At 72.7% G+C, this 22,098-nt stretch carries 22 protein-coding genes, 2 pseudogenes and 1 riboswitch; of the genes and pseudogenes, 6 read left to right on the top strand and 18 right to left on the bottom strand.

The window, feature by feature from the left end; all coding sequences use genetic code 11:
- Positions 1-26: 26 nt before the first annotated feature.
- The 3 genes from rdgB to AB0910_RS15500 all read right to left on the bottom strand — a co-directional run bounded on the left by rdgB (position 27) and on the right by AB0910_RS15500 (position 1,878).
- Entirely contained in the window at positions 27-629 is a 603-nt protein-coding gene (rdgB, locus tag AB0910_RS15510) for an RdgB/HAM1 family non-canonical purine NTP pyrophosphatase (protein ID WP_366745111.1), read from the bottom strand.
- Between the two features lie 168 nt (positions 630-797).
- Positions 798-1,532: a ribonuclease PH gene (gene rph, locus AB0910_RS15505; protein WP_366745110.1), complete on the bottom strand. Its 735-nt coding sequence runs from the start codon at positions 1,530-1,532 to the stop codon at positions 798-800.
- A gap of 109 nt (positions 1,533-1,641) precedes the next feature.
- The gene (locus tag AB0910_RS15500; protein WP_345648784.1) at positions 1,642-1,878 is read right to left on the bottom strand and encodes a PTS glucose/sucrose transporter subunit IIB; all 237 of its coding nucleotides are present in this window, start codon (positions 1,876-1,878) and stop codon (positions 1,642-1,644) included.
- A 203-nt stretch (positions 1,879-2,081) separates the two neighbouring features.
- On the opposite strand from AB0910_RS15500, the gene AB0910_RS15495 reads away from it, so the two are divergent.
- Together AB0910_RS15495 and AB0910_RS15490 are read left to right on the top strand one after the other, a co-directional pair.
- A complete protein-coding gene (locus AB0910_RS15495; protein WP_366745109.1) occupies positions 2,082-3,437 on the top strand; it encodes a PTS transporter subunit EIIC in 1,356 nt (451 codons plus the stop codon).
- A 198-nt stretch (positions 3,438-3,635) separates the two neighbouring features.
- Positions 3,636-4,937, top strand: a complete 1,302-nt coding sequence (locus tag AB0910_RS15490; RefSeq protein WP_366745108.1) for a PTS transporter subunit EIIC — start codon at positions 3,636-3,638, stop codon at positions 4,935-4,937.
- A gap of 106 nt (positions 4,938-5,043) precedes the next feature.
- Here AB0910_RS15490 and AB0910_RS15485 read toward each other — a convergent pair whose 3' ends face one another.
- The gene (locus tag AB0910_RS15485) at positions 5,044-5,796 is read right to left on the bottom strand and encodes an MBL fold metallo-hydrolase (protein WP_366745107.1); all 753 of its coding nucleotides are present in this window, start codon (positions 5,794-5,796) and stop codon (positions 5,044-5,046) included.
- A 279-nt stretch (positions 5,797-6,075) separates the two neighbouring features.
- Here AB0910_RS15485 and AB0910_RS15480 point away from each other — a divergent pair, with 279 nt between their 5' ends.
- Entirely contained in the window at positions 6,076-6,537 is a 462-nt protein-coding gene (locus AB0910_RS15480; protein WP_366745106.1) for a type II toxin-antitoxin system PemK/MazF family toxin, read from the top strand.
- 114 nt (positions 6,538-6,651) lie between these two features.
- Here AB0910_RS15480 and AB0910_RS15475 read toward each other — a convergent pair whose 3' ends face one another.
- From AB0910_RS15475 to clpS, 10 genes and pseudogenes are all read right to left on the bottom strand, one after another.
- Entirely contained in the window at positions 6,652-7,602 is a 951-nt protein-coding gene (locus AB0910_RS15475) for a cysteine synthase (protein ID WP_366745105.1), read from the bottom strand.
- Complete coding sequence (locus AB0910_RS15470) at positions 7,602-7,904, bottom strand: MoaD/ThiS family protein (protein WP_366745104.1); 303 nt, start codon at positions 7,902-7,904, stop codon at positions 7,602-7,604. The genes AB0910_RS15475 and AB0910_RS15470 overlap by 1 nt, the downstream gene beginning before the upstream one ends.
- 169 nt (positions 7,905-8,073) lie before the next feature.
- Complete coding sequence (locus AB0910_RS15465; RefSeq protein ID WP_366745103.1) at positions 8,074-8,190, bottom strand: putative leader peptide; 117 nt, start codon at positions 8,188-8,190, stop codon at positions 8,074-8,076.
- A gap of 69 nt (positions 8,191-8,259) precedes the next feature.
- Entirely contained in the window at positions 8,260-9,114 is an 855-nt protein-coding gene (locus AB0910_RS15460; RefSeq protein WP_366745102.1) for an ABC transporter ATP-binding protein, read from the bottom strand.
- Positions 9,111-10,118 (bottom strand): annotated as a pseudogene (locus AB0910_RS15455) (iron ABC transporter permease). The gene AB0910_RS15460 and the pseudogene AB0910_RS15455 overlap by 4 nt, the downstream one beginning before the upstream one ends.
- Positions 10,119-10,234: 116 nt before the next feature.
- The gene (locus AB0910_RS15450) at positions 10,235-11,239 is read right to left on the bottom strand and encodes an ABC transporter substrate-binding protein (protein WP_366745101.1); all 1,005 of its coding nucleotides are present in this window, start codon (positions 11,237-11,239) and stop codon (positions 10,235-10,237) included.
- A 55-nt stretch (positions 11,240-11,294) separates the two neighbouring features.
- A riboswitch (cobalamin riboswitch) is annotated at positions 11,295-11,390 on the bottom strand.
- Positions 11,391-11,432: 42 nt separating this feature from the next.
- Positions 11,433-11,846, bottom strand: coding sequence for a M67 family metallopeptidase (locus tag AB0910_RS15445; protein WP_366745100.1), 414 nt, complete (start codon positions 11,844-11,846; stop codon positions 11,433-11,435).
- 81 nt (positions 11,847-11,927) lie between these two features.
- A complete protein-coding gene (locus AB0910_RS15440) occupies positions 11,928-13,424 on the bottom strand; it encodes an amino acid permease (protein WP_366745099.1) in 1,497 nt (498 codons plus the stop codon).
- Between the two features lie 115 nt (positions 13,425-13,539).
- Positions 13,540-14,136, bottom strand: coding sequence for a DUF2017 domain-containing protein (locus tag AB0910_RS15435; protein ID WP_366745098.1), 597 nt, complete (start codon positions 14,134-14,136; stop codon positions 13,540-13,542).
- The gene (gene clpS, locus AB0910_RS15430; RefSeq protein WP_366745097.1) at positions 14,136-14,441 is read right to left on the bottom strand and encodes an ATP-dependent Clp protease adapter ClpS; all 306 of its coding nucleotides are present in this window, start codon (positions 14,439-14,441) and stop codon (positions 14,136-14,138) included. The genes AB0910_RS15435 and clpS overlap by 1 nt, the downstream gene beginning before the upstream one ends.
- A 245-nt stretch (positions 14,442-14,686) precedes the next feature.
- Here clpS and AB0910_RS15425 point away from each other — a divergent pair, with 245 nt between their 5' ends.
- Together AB0910_RS15425 and AB0910_RS15420 are read left to right on the top strand one after the other, a co-directional pair.
- Positions 14,687-16,015, top strand: a complete 1,329-nt coding sequence (locus AB0910_RS15425; protein ID WP_366745096.1) for a nicotinate phosphoribosyltransferase — start codon at positions 14,687-14,689, stop codon at positions 16,013-16,015.
- A 72-nt stretch (positions 16,016-16,087) separates the two neighbouring features.
- Positions 16,088-16,690: an isochorismatase family protein gene (locus AB0910_RS15420; RefSeq protein WP_366745095.1), complete on the top strand. Its 603-nt coding sequence runs from the start codon at positions 16,088-16,090 to the stop codon at positions 16,688-16,690.
- Between the two features lie 69 nt (positions 16,691-16,759).
- Here AB0910_RS15420 and AB0910_RS15415 read toward each other — a convergent pair whose 3' ends face one another.
- A complete protein-coding gene (locus AB0910_RS15415) occupies positions 16,760-17,173 on the bottom strand; it encodes a hypothetical protein (RefSeq protein ID WP_366745094.1) in 414 nt (137 codons plus the stop codon).
- A gap of 125 nt (positions 17,174-17,298) precedes the next feature.
- Positions 17,299-19,689: an immune inhibitor A domain-containing protein gene (locus AB0910_RS15410; RefSeq protein WP_366745224.1), complete on the bottom strand. Its 2,391-nt coding sequence runs from the start codon at positions 19,687-19,689 to the stop codon at positions 17,299-17,301.
- A 457-nt stretch (positions 19,690-20,146) separates the two neighbouring features.
- Between AB0910_RS15410 and AB0910_RS15405 the strand changes: the two genes are divergently transcribed.
- Entirely contained in the window at positions 20,147-20,473 is a 327-nt protein-coding gene (locus AB0910_RS15405) for a hypothetical protein (RefSeq protein ID WP_366745093.1), read from the top strand.
- Positions 20,474-20,538: 65 nt separating this feature from the next.
- Here the strand turns inward: AB0910_RS15405 and AB0910_RS15400 are convergent, their stop codons facing one another.
- Together AB0910_RS15400 and AB0910_RS15395 are read right to left on the bottom strand one after the other, a co-directional pair.
- Complete coding sequence (locus AB0910_RS15400) at positions 20,539-21,285, bottom strand: RDD family protein (RefSeq protein WP_366745092.1); 747 nt, start codon at positions 21,283-21,285, stop codon at positions 20,539-20,541.
- 100 nt (positions 21,286-21,385) lie between these two features.
- Positions 21,386-21,937, bottom strand: a pseudogene (locus AB0910_RS15395) (RDD family protein); the annotation flags it as partial.
- Between the last annotated feature and the right edge of the window lie 161 nt (positions 21,938-22,098).

The following is a 22,098-nucleotide window of genomic DNA, read 5'->3' as shown; positions in this document are numbered from 1 at the left end:
CGCACGGTGGGCGGCGCGCCCGCGCCTCAGGCGACCAGTTCCACGATCGCCGGGACCAGCGCGCGGAAGGCCTTGCCGCGGTGGCTGATCGCGTTCTTCTCCGCCGCGGTCAGCTCGGCGCAGGTGCGGGTGGAGCCGTCCGGCTGGAGGATCGGGTCGTAGCCGAAGCCGCCCGTGCCCGCGGGGGCCGTGCGCAGGGTGCCCGGCAGGGCGCCCTCGACGACGTGCTCCGTGCCGTCGGGCAGGGCGAGCGCGGCGGCGCAGGCGAAGTGGGCGGCGCGGTGCGGTTCCGCGATGTCGGCGAGCTGCGCAAGGAGCAGTCCGAGGTTGGCCTGGTCGTCGCCGTGGCGCCCCGCCCAGCGCGCGGAGAAGATGCCGGGCGCGCCGCCGAGGACGTCGACGCAGAGGCCGGAGTCGTCGGCGATCGCCGGGTGGCCCGTGGCGCGGGCGAGGGCGTGCGCCTTGAGCAGGGCGTTCTGCGCGAAGGTGACGCCGGTCTCCTTGACGTCGGGGATCTCCGGGTAGGCGTCTGCGCCGACGAGTTCGTGGGTGAGGCCGCTGTCCGCGAGGATGGCGCGGAGCTCGGTGATCTTTCCGGCGTTGCGGGTGGCGAGGATCAGGCGGGTCATGCGCCCAACCTATCCGGGCGCGGGACGGCCGCGGGATCCGCCCGCCGAGGGGCCTGGCCCGCGGCCGGGGACGCCGCCGAGGTCTGGACGGACGCACCGCTCTCGCCGTGCGCCCGCACCTGTAACGACGTACGGGGGCGTCTTTTGGTTCCCGCTTTACCTTGTGCTTTACCTTGCGGTGTCCGCGAGCGCCTCGGTCTGGAGGCGGGCGAGGTCGGTGCAGCCCGCGGTGGCCAGGTCGAGCAGGGTGGTCAGCTCCTTGCGGTCGAAGGGCTCGGCCTCCGCCGTGCCCTGGATCTCGACGAAGCGGCCGTCGCCGGTGCAGACGACGTTCATGTCGGTGTCGGCGCGTACGTCCTCCTCGTAGCACAGGTCGAGGAGCGGGGAGCCGGCGACGATGCCGACGCTGACGGCGGCGACGGTGCCGGTGAGCGGCTCGCGCCCGGCCTTGACGAGCTTCTTGCCGCGCGCCCAGGTGACGGCGTCGGCGAGGGCGACGTAGGCGCCGGTGATGGCGGCGGTGCGGGTGCCACCGTCGGCCTGGAGGACGTCGCAGTCGAGGACGACGGTGTTCTCGCCGAGCGCCTTGTAGTCGACGACGGCCCGCAGGGAGCGGCCGATGAGGCGGCTGATCTCGTGGGTGCGGCCGCCGATGCGGCCGCGTACGGACTCGCGGTCGCCGCGGGTGTTGGTGGAGCGGGGCAGCATCGCGTACTCGGCGGTGACCCAGCCCTCGCCGCTGCCCTTGCGCCAGCGCGGCACGCCCTCGGTGAAGCTGGCGCTGCACAGGACGCGGGTGTCGCCGAAGGAGACGAGGACGGAGCCCTCGGCGTGCTTGCTCCATCCGCGTTCGATGGTGACGGGGCGGAGCTGTTCGGGGGTTCGGCCGTCGATACGAGACATGGCGCCGAGCCTATCGGGCGCCGGTGCGCGGCAGGTCCCGGCGGGTGGACGCGCGCGGGCCCGCCCCCAGCGCGGGGGCGGGCCCGTGGGCTGCGGCGGGCGGCCCGCGTCAGTCCATCATGTCCTCGATGTCGGAGGCGATGGGGTCGGCGTCGGTGCCGATGACGACCTGGACGGCCGTGCCCATCTTGACGACGCCGTGGGCGCCGGCGGCCTTGAGCGCCGCCTCGTTCACGAGGGAGGCGTCGTTGACCTCGGTGCGCAGCCGCGTGATGCAGCCCTCGACCTCGACGATGTTGTCGAGTCCGCCGAGCCCGGCGACGATCTTCTCAGCCTTGCTGGCCATGGTGTCTCCCTGTGTCCCTGGCGCCTTGCCGTACAAGCGTATTGGCCTGTCGAAGCACCGGCATACTGAATGTTTTGTCACGGTAACGCACGGTTGGCCCAACTTCTCGGGCGCGTTCCGGTCCCGTGCCGAAAGATGTCGACCATCGGTGGACCGCGGGCATTCCGCAACTGGTCTACACCATTATGGCCGGGGAGGCACCCATGGGCGGCGACGGGGCGGTGCGGGGCCCGGGGGCGCCGGGAGCCCCGCGCAAACACTGGTGGCAGGGCCTCTTCCAGGGCCTGCAGAAGATGGGCCGCAGCCTCCAGCTGCCGATCGCCGTCCTGCCCGCGGCGGGCATCCTCAACCGGCTCGGCCAGCCCGACGTATTCGGCGACCAGGGCCTCGGCTGGGACGGCGTCGCGAAGGTCTTCGCCGCCGCGGGCGGCGCCCTGCTCGACTCCTCGCTCGGCCTGCCCCTGCTGTTCTGCATCGGCGTCGCCATCGGCATGGCGAGGAAGGCGGACGGCTCGACCGCACTCGCCGCCGTCACCGGCTTCCTCGCGTACTACGCGGTGCTGCACGCCTTCCCGCTCGACTGCGACGGCGCGGCGCGCTTCACCGGCGCAGGGGTGTGGTCGGGCGTCTGCGTGACGCCGGACGGCACGGCGGTGACGCAGGCCTCGTACCAGAACCCCGGCGTCTTCGGCGGCATCGTGATGGGGCTGCTCACGGCGTGGCTGTGGCGCAGGTTCCACCGGGTCAGGCTGGTGGACTGGCTGGGCTTCTTCAACGGGCGGCGCCTCGTGCCGATCATCATGGCGTTCGTCGGGCTACTGGTCGCCTCGCTCTCGGTGTGGGTGTGGCAGCCGATCGGCGACGGGCTGACCGACTTCTCGAAGTGGCTGGTGGACGCGGGGGCCTGGGGTTCGGGGATCTTCGGCGTGGCCAACCGCGGGCTGCTGGTGTTCGGGCTGCACCAGTTCCTGAACACCTTCGTGTGGTTCCAGTTCGGCGACTACACGAAGCCGGACGGCACGGTCGTGCACGGCGACGTGAACCGCTTCCTCGCGGGCGACCCGAGCGCGGGCCAGTTCACCACGGGCTTCTTCCCGATCATGATGTTCGCGCTGCCGGCCGCCGCGCTCGCGATCTACCACTGCGCGAAGCCGAGCCGCAGGAAGGCGGTCGGCGGCCTGATGCTCTCGGTGGCCCTGACGTCCTTCGTGACGGGCGTCACGGAGCCGATCGAGTACTCGTTCCTCTTCGTCGCGCCGCTGCTGTACGCGATCCACGCGGTGCTGACCGGCGTGTCGATGTTCGTGAGCTGGCAGCTCGGCGCGAAGGACGGCTTCAGCTTCTCCGCCGGGCTGATCGACTACGTCATCAACTGGGGCCTGGCGACCAAGCCCTGGCTGCTGATCCCGGTCGGCCTCGCCTTCGCAGTGGTCTACTACACCGTCTTCCGGGTGCTGATCACCAAGCTGGACCTGCCGACACCGGGCCGCGAACCGGACGATCCCGATGATCCCGGTACGGAGGAGGAGCAGACGGTGACCGGGGACACCCGGCCCTGACCTGCGGCGCCGCTCACCCCGCCCCCGCCGGGCCGCCGCCGTACGCCCGGTGGTCACGCTTCGGAGTAGATCTTTATCCAGGCCATATTCGAGGGTTCCAGGCACGGCCGCCCCCGTGTTACAACAGGTCTAAACCACTCAATGGTTTAGACCTGTTCTCATGGGGCGCGCGGCGTTCCCTGTGCATGGAGGAAGTTGATGAGTACGGCCACCGCCCCGGCGGCGCCCGCGAAGAAGCGGGGTTCCGGACTGTTCCAGGGGCTGCAGAAGGTGGGCCGCAGTCTCCAGCTGCCGATCGCCGTCCTGCCCGCCGCGGGCATCCTCAACCGGCTCGGCCAGCCCGACGTCTTCGGCGACCAGGGCCTCGGCTGGGACAGTGTCGCGAAGGTCTTCGCAGGCGCGGGCGGCATGCTGCTCGACGCCTCGCTCGGCCTGCCCCTGCTGTTCTGCATCGGCGTCGCCATCGGCTTCGCCAAGAAGTCGGACGGCTCGACCGCGCTCGCCGCGATCGTCGGCTTCTTCACGTACTACGCGGTGATCCACCAGTTCCCGGTCAAGGACGGGATGGGCGGCGCCACCTACATATCCAACGGCCTGCTGGCCGGCGAGTGGCAGAAGGGCGGCGTCGTCACCAACGCGTCCTTCCAGAACCCCGGCGTGCTCGGCGGCATCGTCCTCGGCCTGCTGACCGCGGTGATCTGGCAGCGCTACCACCGCACCAAGCTCGTGGACTGGCTCGGCTTCTTCAACGGCCGCCGCCTGGTGCCGATCCTGATGGCGTTCGTCGGCACGGCGCTCGGCGTCGTCGCGGTCATCGGCTGGCAGCCCATCGGCGATGCGATCACCAGCTTCGGCAACTGGATCACCGGGCTCGGCGCCCTCGGATCCGGCATCTTCGGCCTGGTCAACCGAGGTCTGATCCCCATCGGCATGCACCAGTTCGTCAACACGGTGGCCTGGTTCCAGCTCGGCGACTTCACCAACCACGCCGGCGTCGTCTCGCACGGCGACATCAACCGCTTCCTCGCGGGCGACCCGAGCGCAGGACAGTTCACCTCGGGCTTCTTCCCGATCATGATGTTCGGCCTGCCCGCCGCCGCGCTGGCGATGGCGCACACCGCGCGCCCCGAGCGCCGCAAGGTCGTCCTCGGCATGATGCTCTCGCTCGCCGCGACCTCGTTCGTGACCGGTGTGACCGAGCCCATCGAGTTCTCGTTCATGTTCATCGCGCCGCTGCTGTACGCGCTGCACGCGGTCCTCACCGCGATCTCGATGTTCGTGACCTGGTCCCTCGGCGTGCACGACGGCTTCACGTTCTCCGCAGGCGTGATCGACTACGCCCTCAACTGGAACCTCGCGACGAAGCCGTGGCTGATCATCCCGATCGGACTGGTCTTCGGCGTCGTCTACTACGTCGTGTTCCGCTTCGTGATCGTGAAGTTCGACCTCAAGACCCCCGGCCGCGAGCCGGAGGAGGAGATCGAGGACATCACCAAGTAGCCGCGGACGGCCGCCCCCAGGGGCGGCGCCCGGCACCGGCGCGAAGGCGTCCGCCGCTCCCCCTCGGGGCGCGGCGGACGCCTTCGCGCGTCCCTGGCGGCCCCCGCTACAGCTCGTAGACCGCGCCGGGCACCGCGAGCTCGGAGGGGCCCGTGTACACCTCGCGCGCGTCCTCCAGATTGCGCCTGGCGTCCGTCCACGGCGGGATGTGCGTCAGCACGAGGCGCTCGGTGCCCGCGCGTACCGCGTGCTCGCCGGCCTCCCTGCCGTTGAGGTGGAGGCCCGCGATGTCCTCCTTGCCGTACGTGAAGGCGGCCTCGCACAGGAACAGGTCGGTGCCACGCGCCAGGTCGACCAGCGCATCGTCGGCCCCGGTGTCCGCCGAGTAGGCGAGCGAGCTGCCGCCGTGCTCGACGCGGATGCCGAAGGTGTCCACGGGGTGTGCCATCCGCTCTGTACGGACCGTCAGCGGGCCGATGTCGAACGTGCCGGGCTCCAGCGTGCGGAAGTCGAAGACCTCGCTCATCGACTTGTCGCTCGGTGTGTCGTCGTAGGCGGTGGTGAGCCGCTGCTCGGTGCCCTCGGGGCCGTAGACCGGGATGGCGTCGCAGCGCCCGCCCTCGTACCGGTAGTAGCGGGCCACGAAGTACGCGCACATGTCGATGCAGTGGTCGGCGTGCAGATGGCTCAGGAAGATCGCGTCGAGGTCGTACAGACCGATGTGGCGCTGCAACTCGCCGAGGGCGCCGTTGCCCATGTCGAGGAGCAGCCGGAAGCCGTCGGCCTCGACGAGGTAGCTGGAGCAGGCCGATCCCGCGGCGGGAAAGGAGCCCGAGCAGCCGACGACGGTGAGCTTCATGGAGCGTGAACCTCCGTGGCGTGGACGGTGGGCGACGGGGGTCGTTCGGTGACACTGCGAGCACGGTGCGTGAGGGAGCGTACGGCCCGCGCGGTGGAACGGCGGTCGTGCGGGGGTGGTTCGATCTGTCGAGCCTAAGGCGCGACCCGGCGGGCCGCTTCCCCACGACGGCGCGTTGTGGGGGAAGTCACCGGCAAGTCCACTCTTCCCGGTGTTCCCGGTGTTCCCGGTGGCCCCGGTGTTCCGGGAGTCCGCGCGCGGGCCGGGTACGGTCGGTGCATGACGTCCTGGTGGTGGGTGGCGCTGATCGCCGTGGTGGCCGCCGCGCTCGTGGCCTCGGTGGTGGACGGGCGGGCGCGCGCGGGCCGCAGCCGCAGGCAGTGGCGCGCGGCCACCCGGCCGCCGGGCCGCCCCGGGCAGCCGCAGCGTCCCGGGCGGCCGCGGCCGGGCGAGATCTGGTGGGCCGCCGTGCCCTACGAGGACGGTCCTGGCGAGAAGGACAGGCCGTGCCTGGTGCTGTCGGCGCGCGGCGACCGGATACGGGTCGCGAAGATCACCACGAAACACCACGCCGAGCGGCCCGGCGTGATCGCGCTGCCGCCCGGTACCGTGGGCGACGCGCGGGGGCGGCCGAGCTACCTGGAGACCGACGAGGTGCGCGAGGTGCGGCCCGGCGCGTTCCGCCGCCGCGTCGGCGCGGCCGACCCCGCGCTGTGGGAGCGGGTGCGGCGGCTCGGCTGACGCCCCGGCGCGCCCCCGCACACGCGGACGCCGGCGCCGCGGCCGCCTGAGGGGCGGTCAGGCACCGGCGCCCGTGCGGTGTCGCGGTGCAGGACCCGGCGGCGGCCGGGCCCGCTACGCCCAGAGCTGGCCCTGGAGCGTCTCGATGGCCTCCTCGGTGGTGGCGGCCGTGTAGACGCCCGTGGAGAGGTACTTCCAGCCGCCGTCGGCGACGACGAACGCGATGTCCGCGCTCTCGCCCGCGGCGAGCGCCTTCCTGCCCACACCGATGGCGGCGTGCAGCGCGGCGCCGGTGGAGATGCCCGCGAAGATGCCCTCCTGCTGGAGGAGTTCGCGGGTGCGGGTGACGGCGTCCGCCGAGCCGACGGAGAAGCGGGTGGTCAGCACCGACTCGTCGTACAGCTCGGGCACGAAGCCCTCGTCGAGGTTGCGCAGGCCGTAGACGAGGTCGTCGTAGCGCGGCTCGGCCGCGACGATCCGCACGTCCGGCTTCTGCTCGCGCAGGAAGCGGCCGACGCCCATCAGCGTGCCCGTGGTGCCGAGGCCCGCGACGAAGTGGGTGACCGACGGCAGGTCGGCGAGGATCTCGGGCCCTGTGGTCGCGTAGTGCGCGCCCGCGTTGTCCGGGTTGCCGTACTGGTACAGCATCACCCAGTCGGGGTTCTTGCCCGCCAGGTCCTTCGCCACCCGCACGGCCGTGTTGGAGCCGCCCTCCGCGGGCGAGGAGATGATCTCGGCGCCCCACATGCCGAGCAGGTCGCGGCGCTCCTGCGAGGTGTTCTCCGGCATCACGCAGACCATGCGGTAGCCCTTGAGCTTGGCCGCCATCGCCAGGGAGATGCCGGTGTTGCCGCTGGTCGGTTCGAGGATCGTGCAGCCGGGGGTGAGCCTGCCGTCCTTCTCGGCCTGCTCGACCATGTGCAGGGCGGGCCTGTCCTTGACGGAACCGGTCGGGTTGCGGTCCTCAAGCTTGGCCCAGATCCGCACGTCGTCGGAGGGGGACAGCCGGGGCAGCCGCACCAGGGGCGTGTTCCCGACCGCCGCGAGCGGGGCGTCGTACCGCATCAGGCCGGGCGCTTCGCGAGGGCGCCGCCGGCGACCGCGGGGAGGATGGTGACGTTGTCGCCGTCGGAGAGCTTCGTCTCGATGCCGTCCAGGAAGCGGACGTCCTCGTCGTTCAGGTACACGTTGACGAACCGGCGCAGCTGGTTGCCCTTCTCGGCGTCCACGATGCGCTCGCGGATGCCGGAGTGCCGGGTGTCGAGGTCGGCCAGGAGCTCGGCGAGGGTGGTGCCGCTACCCTCCACGGCCTTGGCCCCGTCGGTGTACGTGCGGAGGATGGTCGGGATGCGGACCTCGATGGCCATGACGTCGGTCTCCTGTCGTCCTGTTCGGGGCGGCTGCCTGACGGGTCCTGGCGGTCCCGGGGCCGCTTCCCGCGGCGTCGCACGGCGGTTGGCCACCGCGCGGGGAAGGGTGCTTGAGGGGGTGGTTGAACTGATGAACGGCCTGCTGGGCCCGTGCGGGGCCCGCGCTTCAGCAGTCCGCGCCGCCGGGACAGATGGCGCTCGCGAGGCGGCACAGGTCGACGTGCAGCCGCGCCACGAGCAGCGGTGTGCTCGGCGTCGTCTCATTCACGTCATGGGGAACCATGCGGTCATCGTATCGATTCCCGCACGGGGTCCAGAGAGGTCATCTCGCATCGCGGACGGCAAGCATTCGTCATACGGACGGCCGCGTGCCGCCCGGGGCCGGTGGGGCGGTCAGCGGCGCGGGGCCGGTGTCCGGCAGGTAGACGACGACCGGCGCGCCGGTGACGGGGTGCGGCGTGATCGCCGCGCCGACCCCGTAGACGTCGGCGAGCAGCCCGGGAGTGAGGACCTCGGCCGGCGGGCCCGAGGCGACGACGCGGCCGGCGCGCAGCACGTGCAGCCGGTCGCAGTAGTACGCGGCGAGGTTGAGGTCGTGCAGCGCGAGCAGGCAGGTGGTGCCGCTCCGGGCGACCAGGCCGAGGACGTCGAGCTGGTGGCGGATGTCGAGGTGGTTCGTCGGCTCGTCGAGCACCAGCAGCGCGGGCCGCTGCACCAGGGCGCGGGCGACCAGGACGCGCTGCCGCTCGCCGCCCGAGAGGGTGGGGAACGCGCGGTCGGCGAGCGCGGCGGCGCCGGCCCTGGCGAGCGCGTCGGCGGCGAGGGCGGTGTCGGCGGCGGTGTCGCCCTCCCAGAACCGCTTGTGCGGTGAGCGGCCCATCGCGACGACCTCCCTGACGGTCAGTTCGATGTCGGCGCGCCCGTCCTGGGGCACGGTCGCGACGCGCCGGGCCCGGGCCTTGGCGGTGAGGGCGGCCAGGTCGTCGCCGTCGAGGAGGGCGCGGCCCGCGGTGGGGCGCAGGGTGCCGTAGAGGCAGCGCAGCAGGGTGGTCTTGCCGCTGCCGTTGGGGCCGACGAGGCCCACGGTCTCGCCGGGGGCAGCGGTGAGGTCGACGCCGTCGACCAGGCGCCGCCCGCCGGTCTCGTACGTCATCCCCTCGACGGTCAGCCGCGCGGGCGCGGTCCGGCCGGCCGCGTCGCGCGTCATACCGCCGCCCCCTCGGGCCTGCGGCGCATCAGCCAGAGGAAGAACGGGCCGCCGATGAGCGCGGTCAGCACGCCGACGGGGAGGTCCTGGGGCGCGGCGACCGTGCGGGCCGCGAGGTCGGCGACGACCAGCACGACGGCGCCGCCGAGCGCGGCGACCGGCAGCAGGGCCCGGTGGGCCGCGCCGACGGCGCCGCGCGCCGCGTGCGGCACCAGCAGGCCGACGAAGCCGACCGCGCCGCTCGACGCCACCAGCACGCCGGTGACCAGGGAGGCGAGGACGAAGACTGCGGCGCGGAAGCGGCCGGTGTCGAGGCCGAGCGCCGTCGCGCCCTCCTCCCCCGTGAGCAGCAGGTCGAGCGGGCGCCCGAGCGCGATCAGCGCGCCGGTGCCGAGCAGCAGCACGGCGGCGGGCAGCACGAGCGTGCCTCAGCGGGCGCTGCCGAGCCCGCCGAGCGTCCAGTAGAGGGCCTCCTGGAACTGCTCGGGCCGCGCGGAGAGGGTCAGGACGAGGGTGGTGAGCGCGGAGAGGATGTACGAGACGGTGACGCCGGCGAGGACCAGCCTGCCGCCGGTCATGGCGCCGCCGCGGCGGGCGAGCCCGTACACCAGGGCGAGCGCGGCCAGGGATCCGGCGAAGGCGGCGGCCGGCATGGCGACGGTGGTGGTGATCCCGCCGCCGACGCCGACGACCAGCACGAGGACGGCGCCGGCCGAGGCGCCGGAGGAGATACCGAGCAGGAACGGGTCGGCGAGCCGGTTGCGCACGAGCGCCTGGAGCACGGTCCCGACGACGGCGAGCCCGGCGCCGACGACCGCACCGAGCAGCACGCGCGGCAGCCGCACGTCCAGCACGATCGTCCGCAGCGGCCCGGGCGCCGCCGTCCCGGTGAGCGTGCGCACGACCTCGGTGGGCGGGACGCGCACGGACCCGAGCGCAAGCCCGGCGACGACGGCGAAGGCGAGCGCGACGACCAGCCCGCCCACCACGAGCGGATACCGCATCCGCCCGCCGCCGGGCCGCGGCGCGTGGGCGGCCTCCGGGACGGTGGCGGGGGCCGGGCCGGACGGGGCTCCAGGACGGGTGGCGGGGGCCGGGCCGGACGGGGGCATCCGCGCGCCTACCGTGCGGGCTTGGGGTGGAGCTGGCGTGCGAGGTCGCCGATGGCGCCGGGGCCCCGGACGCCGAGCACCACGTCGGACAGCGGCATCACGGCGAACCGCTTGTTCTTGATCGCGGGGACGTCCCGCAGCACCGGGTCGTCGAGCAGCCGCTTCTCCTTCTGCGCGACGGTGGTGCTGCCGTAGTCGTAGATGACGACGACCTGCGGCTTGCGGGCGACGACCTGCTCCCAGGAGGTGTCGGAGAAGGGCTTGGGGAGGTCGGCGAAGACGTTGGTGCCGCCGGCGCGGGTGATGATCTCGTTGCCGATGCCGGTGCCGCCCGCGGTGAAGGGCGCCTTGTCGCCGCTGTCGTAGACCATGACGGGCACCGGCTCGACGCCCTTGAGCCGGTCCGCGGCCGCGGCGACGGTGGCCTTAGCCCGGCGCACCCAGGCCGCGGCCCTGCCGGGGACGCCGAAGGTCCTGCCGACCTCGGTGACCTCGCGGTAGAGGTCGTCGAGCGTGACCTTGCCCTTGGCGCAGCTCTCGATGTCGAGGCGGGTGTCGATGCCCGAGCCCTGGAGGTCGTCGCGGGCGCGCCCGTCCTTGGCGTCGAAGGCGCTGGCGTAGCCGCCGTAGACGAAGTCGGGGTTCGCCGCGAGCAGCTTCTCCTTGGAGGGGTACTCCTCGGCGAGGACGGGGACGGCCTTGTACGCCTTCGCGTAGGCGGGCGCGATGTGGTCGTCGAGGTAGGCGGTGCCCACCATGGAGCGGCCGAGCCCGAGGGCGAGCATGATCTCGGTGGCGTGCTGGTTGAGGGTGACGGCCCGCTTCGGCGGCGCGTCGTAGGTGGTCCGCACGCCGCAGTTGGTGACGGTGTACGGGAAGCCGGTCCCCACCGGCACGCGGCCGTCGCCGGGAGCGGCCGCGTCCCGGTGGGGGCCGGCCGAGCAGGCGGCGACGGGTATGAGCAGGGCGGCTGCGGCGAGGGCGCGCAGACGCACGGGCAGGGCTGACCGCACGGGTTCCTCCTCGGGGATGTCCACGTCCCCTGGCTGGCGGGAGAGGGCGGCAGGTCAGTTCCTGGCTTCCGCGGGGCCCGGCGCGCGCGGCTGCGCGGCCGTCCCCGCGGTCACAGTGGCGGGACCGTGCCGGATTCGCACCGGCTTCCTGGGTCCTGCCGCCTCGGGTTCTACGGGTGGTCCTGGCAGTCTCTCAGACGACCTGGACGTCTTCCTCGGTGACCTCGCCGTCCACGATGCGGTACGAGCGGAACTGGAAGGGGCCCGCGCCGTCGGTGTCGGCGGTGGAGACGAGGACGTAGTGGGCGCCTGGCTCGTTCGCGTAGGAGATGTCCGTGCGCGAGGGGTACGCCTCCGTCGCGGTGTGCGAGTGGTAGATGATCACGGGCTCCTCGTCGCGGTCGTCCATCTCGCGGTACAGCGTGAGCAGGTCGCCCGAGTCGAACTCGTAGAAGGTGGGCGACCTCGCGGCGTTGAGCATCGGGATGAACCGCTCGGGCCTGCCGCTGCCCGCAGGGCCCGCGACCACACCGCACGCCTCGTCGGGGTGGTCGCGCCGCGCGTGCGCGACGATCTGGTCGTGCAGCTCCTGGGTGATGGTCAGCATGAGGGAAATATAAGCCGGGCCCCGCGCGGCCCGGCAGGCCGGCCCGGGGCCGCGGAGACAGGAGGTGCGCAGGCGGGGAGGCTAGTCGGCGGGGGCCGCTGCCGGGTCCGTGCCGTCGCCCGCCGGTCCTTCGCCGCCGGGTCCCGGGGCCGGGACCCGGCCGGGCAGGAGCCGCCGGTCGTCGGGGAGGTGCGCGCCGCGCCGCTTCAGCACCTGCCAGCCGACGCCGAGCCCGGCGGCCCACAGGGCGCCGACGTAGAGGCAGACCCGGGTCTCGGTGCCGTACGCGATGAGCGCGGTGACCAGCGCGAGGAAGGCGAGCGCCACCCAGCTGAAGAGGGTGCCGCCGGGCGCGGGGAAGGCGGAGGCGGGCAGCAGGCCGCGGGCGACGGCGCGCCGGTAGCGGATGTGGCTGACGAGGATGACCGACCAGGTCCAGATGCCGCACGCGGTGGCGACGGAGGTGACGTAGCCGAACGCCTGCTGTGGCACGAGGTAGTTGAGGACGACGCCGACGCCCATCACGGCGACGGAGACGGCGGTGCCCAGCGCGGGCGCCCGGCGCGCGTTGAGCCGGGCGAAGGCGCGCGGCGCGTGCCGGTCGGCGGCGAGGCCGCGCAGCATGCGGCCGGTGGAGTACATGCCCGAGTTGCAGGAGGAGAGCGCGGCCGTCAGCACGACGAAGTTGACGATCCCCGCGGCGAGGGGGATGCCGATCTTCTCGAAGGCGTGCACGAAGGGGCTGGTCCCCGCAGAGAACTCGGTCCAGTCGACGACGGCGAGGATCACCGCGAGCGAGCCGACGTAGAAGACGACGATCCGCCAGGGCAGCGTGTTGATGGCGCGCGGCAGGATGCGCCGCGGGTCGGCGGACTCCCCCGCGGTGACGCCGACGAGCTCCACGGCGACGTACGCGAACATCACGCCCTGGAGGGTCAGCAGGCTGGAGCCGACGCCGTGCGGGAAGAAGCCGCCGTGCGCCCAGAGGTTGTCGGGCGATGCGGTGGGCCCCGCGTCGGAGAAGCCGAGGGTCAGGACGCCGAGGCCGATGACGATCATGCCGAGGATGGCGGTGACCTTGACCATCGAGAACCAGAACTCGACCTCGCCGAAGACCCGTACGGAGATGAGGTTGACGCCGAACAGCACGACGAGGAAGAACAGCGCGCCCGCCCACTGCGGGATGCCCGACCACCAGAAGTGCAGGTAGATGGCGGCGGCGGTGAGCTCGGCCATCGCGGTGACCACCCACATCAGCCAGTACGTCCAGCCGGTGGCGTAGCCGTAGAAGGGGCCGAGGAACTCCCGCGCGTAGGAGGCGAAGGAGCCGGAGACCGGCCGGTAGAGGAGGAGTTCGCCGAGCGCCCGCATGATGAAGAAGATCACCAGGCCGGCCACGGCGTACATCAGCACGATGGAGGGGCCCGCCTGGGCGATGTTGGCGCCCGCGCCCATGAAGAGGCCGACGCCGATGGCGCCGCCGATCGCGATCATCTGGACCTGGCGGCCGCCGAGGCCGCGCTGGTAGCCCTCTTCGGGGGCGGCGGGGAGCGGCGGGGGCTCCGGTCGGGAAGTCATGGGTACAGCCCAGCGGACACAGCACGGAAAACCGCGCATATCATCCGTAAAGCAGTCGGATAATTACCCCACCCGGCCGAAGATCACGCCCGCGGGCCCGGCCCCCGACCCCGCCTCACGGCATGAGGGTCTCGATCAGCGTCTCCTGGAGCGCGCCGAGCCAGAGGTATGCCATCACCATGGGCTTGCGCGGGTCGGAGTCCGGCAGCCGGTACAGCTCGCCGTTCTCGTCCTCGTCCGTCACCTCAAGGCGGGTGCCGATGGTCAGCCGCAGGTCGTTGAGGGTACCGAGCCACTGCCCCGACTCGTCGGGGGTGAGCTTGAGCACGCCCCCGCCGTCGCCCTCCGCGGCCAGCGCGTCGAGGGAGCGGATCACGGCGAGCGCGTCGGTGCGCTTGCGGCCGCGCAGGTCGTTCTCCGTGAAGCGGCGGAACTCGGCGGAGTAGCCCCGCAGTCCCTCGCCCTCCCGGCCCGGCTTCGCCGGGTCCCCGTACGCGTCGGGGAAGAGGCGGCGCAGCGCGGGGTCGGACGGCGGCTCGCTCGGTCCTTCGGTGAACAGCGAAGCGAGCGGGTCGTCCTGCTCCGCGGGCTCCTCGCCCGGGCCGATCAGCTCGGCCAGCTGGAGGGAGAGCGAGCGGAGGATGGAGATCTCGACCTCGTCGAGCGCGACGGCCGCGCCGCCGCCCGGGAGGGGCTCGAAGTGCCCGGCCATCAGTCGCGGTCCTGGGAGAGCGTGGCCCACAGGCCGTAGCCGTGCATGGCCTGCACGTCGCGCTCCATCTCCTCGCGGGTGCCGCTGGAGACCACGGCCCTGCCCTTGTGGTGCACATCCATCATCAGCTTGTGCGCGATCTCTTTCGAATAGCCGAAGTACGTCTGGAAGACGTAGGTGACGTAGCTCATGAGATTGACCGGGTCGTTGTGCACGACGGTCACCCAGGGCACGTCCGGCTCGGGGACGACAGAGGTCTCCTCTGCCGACTCCGGCCGCGTGATCTCGCTCGGAGCAACACTCACGGTTCGGGACGACCTTCTCTTCCATGCCGGGGCGAGGGGCACCACCTCGTCACGGTGTGCCGCGATTCACAGCCTCGTGTACCCCATGCTGCCACCCGGAGGGGGCCGTCGCACAAACGGCCCTGGTGAGCGGCGCCCGCCACGCGATGCCCGGCTGACGGGCGCCGTGCGGCCCGCGGGCGGCGCGGCGGCGCCGCGAGGGGGAAATCGTCACTCTGACGAGTAAGGGGGGTAGCATCCTTCATATGAACACTCCGGACCTGGGACTGCCGGTGGATGTGCCCTCCACCGCCCTGTTCACCGACCAGTACGAACTCACGATGCTCCAGGCCGCCCTGCGGGCCGGCACGGCGGAGCGCCACTCGGTGTTCGAGGCGTTCACCCGGCGCCTGCCCGAGGGGCGGCGCTACGGCGTGGTGGCCGGCACGGGGCGGGTGCTCGACGCGGTGGAGAACTTCCGCTTCGACCCGGGCGTGCTCGGCTACCTGCGCGAGCAGGAGGTCGTCGACGAGCGGACGCTCGACTGGCTGGCGGACTACCGCTTCACCGGCGACATCTGGGGCTACCCCGAGGGCGAGGTGTACTTCCCCGGCTCGCCCGTCCTGCGCGTGGAGGGCTCCTTCGCCGAGTGCGTGCTGCTGGAGACGGTGATCCTCTCGATCCTCAACCACGACTCGGCGATCGCCGCGGCCGCCTCCCGGATGTCGGCCGCCGCAGGCGGCCGTGGCCTGATCGAGATGGGCGCGCGGCGCACCCACGAGCTGGCGGCGGTGGCCGCATCGCGCGCCGCGTACGTGGGCGGCTTCGACAGCACCTCCGACCTGGCGGCCGGGTTCCGCTACGGGATCCCCACGGTCGGCACCAGCGCGCACGCCTTCACGCTGCTGCACGACTCGGAGCGCGACGCCTTCCGCGCGCAGGTCGACTCGCTCGGCCGCGGCACGACGCTGCTGGTCGACACGTACGACGTGGCCGAGGCGGTGCGCACGGCCGTGGAGGTCGCGGGCCCCGAGCTCGGCGCGGTGCGGATCGACTCGGGCGACCTGCTGCTGGTCGCGCACCGGGTGCGCCAGCAGCTGGACGAGCTCGGCGCGGTGGACACCAGGATCGTGGTCACCTCCGACCTGGACGAGTACGCCATCGCCTCGCTCGCGGCCGCGCCGGTGGACGCCTACGGGGTGGGCACGCAGCTGGTGACCGGCAGCGGCCACCCGACCTGCTCCATGGTCTACAAGATCGTGGCGCGCGCGCAGTCGGCCGACGCGCAGGCGCCGCTCCAGCCGGTGGCGAAGAAGTCGCTGGGCGGCAAGACGTCGCTCGGCGGCCGCAAGTGGGCCGCGCGGCGGCTCGACGCCGAGGGCGTCGCCGAGGCCGAGGTCGTCGGCACAGGACCCGTGCCGCAGGAGCTGGCGGGGCGGCAGCTGCTCGTCCAGCTGGTCAAGGGCGGCGAGGTGGTGGCGCGCGAGTCGCTCGACGCGGTGCGCGAGCGGCACATCGCGGCACGGGCGGGGCTGCCGATGTCCGCGATGCAGCTGTCGCGGGGCGAACCCGTGCTCCCCACGGAATTCGTGTGACGATATGAGTGACGGCTTGGGCACGGCGCGCCCGGAGGACACCGGGCAGGGACCGAATGGGGGGCTGCGGCCATGCAGCGCGCGCTGATCGTGGTGGACGTGCAGAACGACTTCTGCGAGGGCGGCAGCCTCGCCGTGGGCGGCGGCGCCGATGTGGCAGCGGCCATCACGGAGCTGATCGCCCAGTCCACGGCGGGCTACCGCCATGTGGTGGCCACCCGCGATCACCACATCGACCCCGGCAGCCACTTCGCACGGCCGCCCGCCACCCCCGACTACGAGCACACCTGGCCCGTGCACTGCGTGGCAGGGACCGAGGGCATCGGCTTCCACCCGAACTTCGCCCCCGCCATCGCCTCGGGCGCGGTCGCCGCGGTCTTCGGCAAGGGCGAGTACTCCGGGGCGTACAGCGGCTTCGAGGGCGCCGACGAGAACGGCCTGGCGCTCGCCGAGTGGCTGCGCGAGCGCCGGGTCACCGAGGTCGATGTCGTCGGCATCGCCACCGACCACTGCGTGCGGGCCACGGCGCTCGACGCGGCACGCGAGGGGTTCGCGACCCGTGTGCTGCTCGACCTGACGGCGGGAGTCGCGCGCCGCACCACCGACCGCGCCCTGGACGAGCTGCGCGCGGCGGGCGTCGCGCTCACCGGCGAGCCGGTGGTCAGCGCCGCCTGAGGCCGGGGCCGGGCCCCGGGGAGACGTGCGGGCCGGCGGCCCGCGCACGGGGAGCGGCGCGCCCGAGGGTCAGCCGCCCGCGCGCACCCGGGGCGCCGGCGGTATGTGGCGCCAGGGCGCCATGGGCTTGCGGGCGAGGCCGGGCCGCGCGGGCCCTGGCTGCCAGGTGCGGCCCGGCCTGAGCAGGGCCCGGATGGGGCGCCAGAGCGCGTCGGCGTCGCTCGGGCACTGGGGGGTGGCCCGCCAGAGCAGGCCCTCGGGGTGGTGCAGGACCGCTGTGACCTCGTCGGGCGTCGGCGGTTCCGCGTTCCCTCGCAGGTAGACGGCGCGCAGTCCGAGGTTGCGCAGCCTGGTCAGGGCTCGCGCGCGGTTCTGCGCGTGGACCAGGACCCGTACCGTGCCGCCCTCGGACGCGGGTCTCGGCACGGTCAGCGCGACCACCACTCTGCCGTTCGGGAGCCTGCTGAAACCTCCGCCAGCCATGATCCTTCCTCTCCCCCCGCGAGACCCCGTGTCAATAAGAGATGCACAGCTGCACCTAAACACGATCGGCCGCCGCCCGCTAGAGGGGCAACGGCCGATCATGGTTTGACCTGGAGTTATACCGCTTAACGGGCCGACGGTCCCACATGGAGTGTCATGGTCGCGCCACTGATGGGCTGGCTCAGGATCGTGATCCTCGTGCGGGTGTCAGGAACCTTGACGCTCCCCTGGGGGTTCGCCGGGTCCCAGTACCCGCCCCGGTGGTCGTCGAAGGCGACCACTCCGGACTGCGGCCTGATCCGGGTCGGCCGGTCCGCGTTGTGGAGCGTGAAGCCCGGCGTCGGGTACCAGCTGAACGGCGCGTCGAACGGCTGGATCCGGTTGCGCATCACCGTCCCGTCCGACCAGCGCAGCGCCTTCGGGTGTGCGTCCACCGGCAGGATCAGCCCCTCGCCCGGGTGGACGCTCGTGTTGTTGTCGGCCTGCGAGGTGTCCCAGTACCAGACCAACATGCCGTTCTGGTACGCGTAGTGCTCGACGGTGAGGTCCTTCGGCTCCGTGAAGCCGAAGTTGTACGGGCCGGTGCGCAACGTCCGGTCGTAGCTGGTGTACTGGCGGTTCTCCACGACGTAGTACTGGTCGTAGTCCTTGGTGAAGGACCCGCCGATGCGGGAGAAGCCCGCCGCGGTCCAACCGCCGTCCGCCGTCTCGGCGTTGTCGGTGAACAGCGGGGTGCCGTCCGCGACCACCGAGAGCTCGTCGGCCGCGAAGCCCTTCTGCGCGACGCCGCCGTCCGTGAGGTAGCGGAAGCGCAGGTCGAACTTCTGCCCCGCGTAGGCGTCGAGCGGGTAGACGAGCTTCTTGTACGCGCCGGACGTGCCGGTCAGCGCGGGCTTGTCGCCGCCGTCGCGCGGGATGGCCGCGCCGTCGGCGGTGCCGTCCAGCGGCACCCAGTCGGCGCCGCCGTCCGTCGACACCTCGGCGTAGAGGTAGTCGTAGCCGGACTCGATGTCCCACCAGCCGTCCAGCGTCAGCGAGCCGGTCGACTTGCCCGTCAGGTCGACCGGACGGGTCAGCGTGTTCTTGAGGTTGTCCCCCATGCCGCTCCACCACTGGGCTGCGCCCTGCGCGGGCTCGACGACCGTGGTCGTCTTCTCCTTGGGCGGCAGGGTCACCACCAGCGCCTGCGGGTCCTTGGTGTTGTACTCGGACACGCCGAGCTTCACCGTGGAGCTCTTGGCCGCCTTGGCGCGCGCGTAGTCGAGCCAGCCGAGTTGGAGCTTGTCCCACGCGGACATGTCGCCCGGCAGGTCGCCGATCGCGTCCTTGCCGGTGCCGAGCCACGAGCCGGCCGACATCAGGTCCCAGAAGGCGGTGGAGTTCTCGCCGCCCGCGGTGTCGTAGTTGTCGGGCAGGCCGAGGTCGTGGCCGTACTCGTGGGCGAAGACGCCGAGTCCGCCGTTCTCCGGCTGCATCGTGTAGTCGCCGACCCAGATGCCGGTGTCGCCGATCTGCGTGCCGCCCGCCCTGTTGTCCGCGGGGCCGGTCGAACCGGCGTCGGAGCCGTACGCGTACCAGCGGTGCGCCCAGACGGCGTCGGTGCCCTGCGCGCCGCCGCCCGCCGACTCGTCCTCGCCCGCGTGCACGATCTGGAAGTGGTCGATGTAGCCGTCGGGTTCGTTGAAGTCGCCGTCGCCGTCGTAGTCGTAGCGGTCCCACTGGTCGTACTGCGCCAGGTCCGCCTTGATGTCGGCGCTCGACTCGCCCTTGGCCTTCTGGTCGGCCACCCAGGCGTTGACGCCGTCGCGCACCGCGTCCCACACCGAGGGACAGGTGGTGCCGCCGCAGTAGTTCGAGCCGTAACGGGCCTCGTTGTACGGGACCTTGACCCAGTCGGTGACCTCGCCGTCGACGGAGTAGCGGCCCGAGGACTGCTTCTCGTAGTACGTCTTGAGCGACTCGCGCTGCGCGCCCTTCGCGTCCTTGCCGGTGCCGAAGTACAGGTCCTTGAAGTGCTTCTGGTTGTAGTCGGCCTGCCAGGCGGTGGAGTTGTCCACCGCGCGGTCGGGCTCGGCTATCGCGTTGTGCGCGGGCCCCGGTGTGCCGCCGTACTGCGTCGCCGGCGGCTTCGGACCCTCGGGCCCGTCCGGGTCGTACGTCGTGGTGTCGTCGACCTTGTCGCCGAACTCCACGAGGATCGTGAAGATCCGGTCCGTCTTCTCCCGCCCCAGCTCGACGTACTTGCCGCCGCCGAGCTTCACCACGCTCGACGGGCCGCGCTTGACGGCCGTGCGGTGCCCCGAGAGCACCTGGCCGAGCGCCGCCTTGCGCTCGCCCTCCTGCCGCTTGGTGAAGGGGCCGGGCAGATCGTGCTCCGCCTCGCCTGGCTGCGGCGCCGGGTCGCGGCGCTCCACCTGCTGCGGGGCGGGGGGCTCCTGGGCCTGTGCTGTGGTGAAGGCGGATGCCGTCGCCGCGGTCACGGCGAGCACCGCGGCCACCGCCGCGGCGCGCCGCACCCGTCTCGCCGGTCTCGCCGGTGCTGTCCTGGTCACTCGCTGGTGTCCTCCCCCGCGTCCCGGCGGCGGCCGTCCGTCCTTGTGGGGACCGTCCGTCCGGTACGCGCCTGTACCCGGCCTGTGCGCGCGCTGTACGCGCGTCAAGTGGCGCTATTGGACCGGAGTTGACGAAGAAATGACAGTCTTGACTTGTTCACGACGATTCCAGTATGGAAAGCGGAACATTCGATGATCTTTTCTTGGTGTCGCCGAAGGGCGCTCCCCACCGGGCGGCGGCCCCGCGCCGGGCGCACCGGGCACCGCGGGGGCGGTCGCATGAATCCGTGCGCCCCCCGTGCATCCGTACCGTGGGTTAGGTCACGCTTACCGCACGTTCGCGTCGGGCAACCAGAGTCGTAGGGCCGCGCCGCCGGTGCGGCCCGCAGGCACGCACCCGCTCTTGAGGGACGGAAACGCCATGCCGCGTCCTAACGCCGCACAGCTCGCCTACGGTTCAGCCACGGTCGTCTGCTCGGCCGTCGCCATGCTCCTGCTGTCGGGCGCCCCGGCCGGCGTCGGCACCGTGGTCATCGGTGTCGCCGCCCTCGCCCTCGGACTGCTCGTGGCGCTCTCGGTGCCCGCGCCGCGCCGGGCGCGGGCGGCGCGGGAGGCCGCGGCCCAGGGCGCGTCGAGGCCCGCAGAGGGCTCGATGGCGACGGCGGCGCCGCGGGTCGGCGCGCCCCGCGCGCACGCGGACGCCGGATACGGCGTGGCCCGCGTGGGCGGGCACGCGGCGCGCCGGTAGCCGCAGGGCCGCCGCCACGTGGGCCCCAGGCCGTGACGACGACCGTCAGGCCGTGACGACGACCGTCAGGCCGTGACGACGACCGTCTTCGCCGCCTTGTCGTGCCAGCCCTGTTTGTACGGGCGGCTCGACACGACGGTCAGCGCGATGACGATCCACCAGATGCAGTAGCAGCAGACCAGGGCGGGCAACCAGAGGACGGTCGCCCGCAGCAGCGAGGGGCCCGTGCCGGGCACGGAGCCGTCGGCGAGCATCCCGACCCGCAGGCCGAGCCACCGCTTGCCCAGCGTCTGCCCGCGCGAGCGCGTCATCAGGGTGTCGTAGCCGATGTACACGACGAGGGAGATCAGCGTCCACAGCCACTGCGTGCCGGTGTTGAACTCGTCACCGAGCCGGTCGGCCTCGCTCTGCCCGTTGGACGTCGACAGGTCGAAGCCGTTCGCGGCGAGGGAGATGACCGCGAGCGGGATGGCGATGATCAGCGCGTCGATGATCCGCGCGGCGAGGCGCGTGCCGAACGGCGCGAGCGGCGGCATCCCGGCGAGCGGATCGGCGCCGCCGTAGGGGGCGCCGAAGGAACCCCCGCCGTACGGGCCGCCGCCCTGGCCCCCGCCGCCGTAGGGTCCGCCGCCGTACGGGCCCTCGCCCCCGCCGTAGGGGCCGCCGGGGCCCTGGGGCGGCGGCTGGCCGTACGGGCCCTGGCCCGGGGGCTGCGCCGAGTCCCCCGGCGGCGGCTGCCGCGGCGGTTGCGGCCGCTTCAGGAAGGGGTCGTCCTCGGGCGGCTGTCCGGACGCCGGCTGGTCGTTGCTCATGGGGGCAGTGCACCTCGCGGCGCGGTGCCCCGCCAACCCTCGGCGCCGTTCGGGCGAACGAACGGCCGGATCCCGGCGTACGGCGCGGATCCCCCGCCCGTCAGCCGACCGGGCCCGCCACGAACGTGCGGGCGGCCTTGTCGTGCCAGCACTGCCGCCAGGGCCGGTCGAACACGCACCACAGCGCGTTCAGCACGCCCACGGCCACCATGCCGAGCACCCCGTACAGCAGCCAGCGCACCAGCGCCCTGCCGAAGCGCGGCGGCTCGAACGCCTCCATGTCGAGGACCCGCAGGCCGCAGACCTTCTTGCCCAGGGTCCGCCCCCACCTGGCGGTCGGCAGCGCCTCGTAGAGCGCGCCGAAGACCAGCACGGCCACCACGGCGACGGCCAGATATCCGCCGGTGGTGCCGTCGAGCAGATAGACCGTGACCGTACGGCCCGACTGGCGGGCGGCCTCGATCTTGTCGTCGAGATGGGCGCGGGCGCGCAGCGCGAGCGGCACGGCGACGGCACAGGCGACCGCGCCGAGGACGACGGAGTCGATCAGGCGCGCGAGGAACCTGCGGCCGAGCCCTGACGGGCGCGCGCTCGCCTGGGCCCTTGCCGCGGCCTGGAACGGGTCGTCCTTCGGCGGCTTCCACGGCACGACCTGCGGCTCGCCCCCGCCCTGCGCGGGCACGGCGGGCGCCGCGGCGAACGGCACCGGGGGCGCGGCCTCAGCCAGTCGGTGATGCGGGCCTTGGCCTCGGTGACGCCCAGGCCGTCCAGGGTGATGCCGTCGCCCGCCGAGTTGACGAGGACCGCGTCGTA

Source organism: Streptomyces sp. NPDC047002, assembly GCF_040704505.1.
GTDB lineage: Bacteria > Actinomycetota > Actinomycetes > Streptomycetales > Streptomycetaceae > Streptomyces.
Note: the sequence above shows the minus strand (reverse complement) of the source record. Positions and strands in the feature narration are given on the sequence as shown.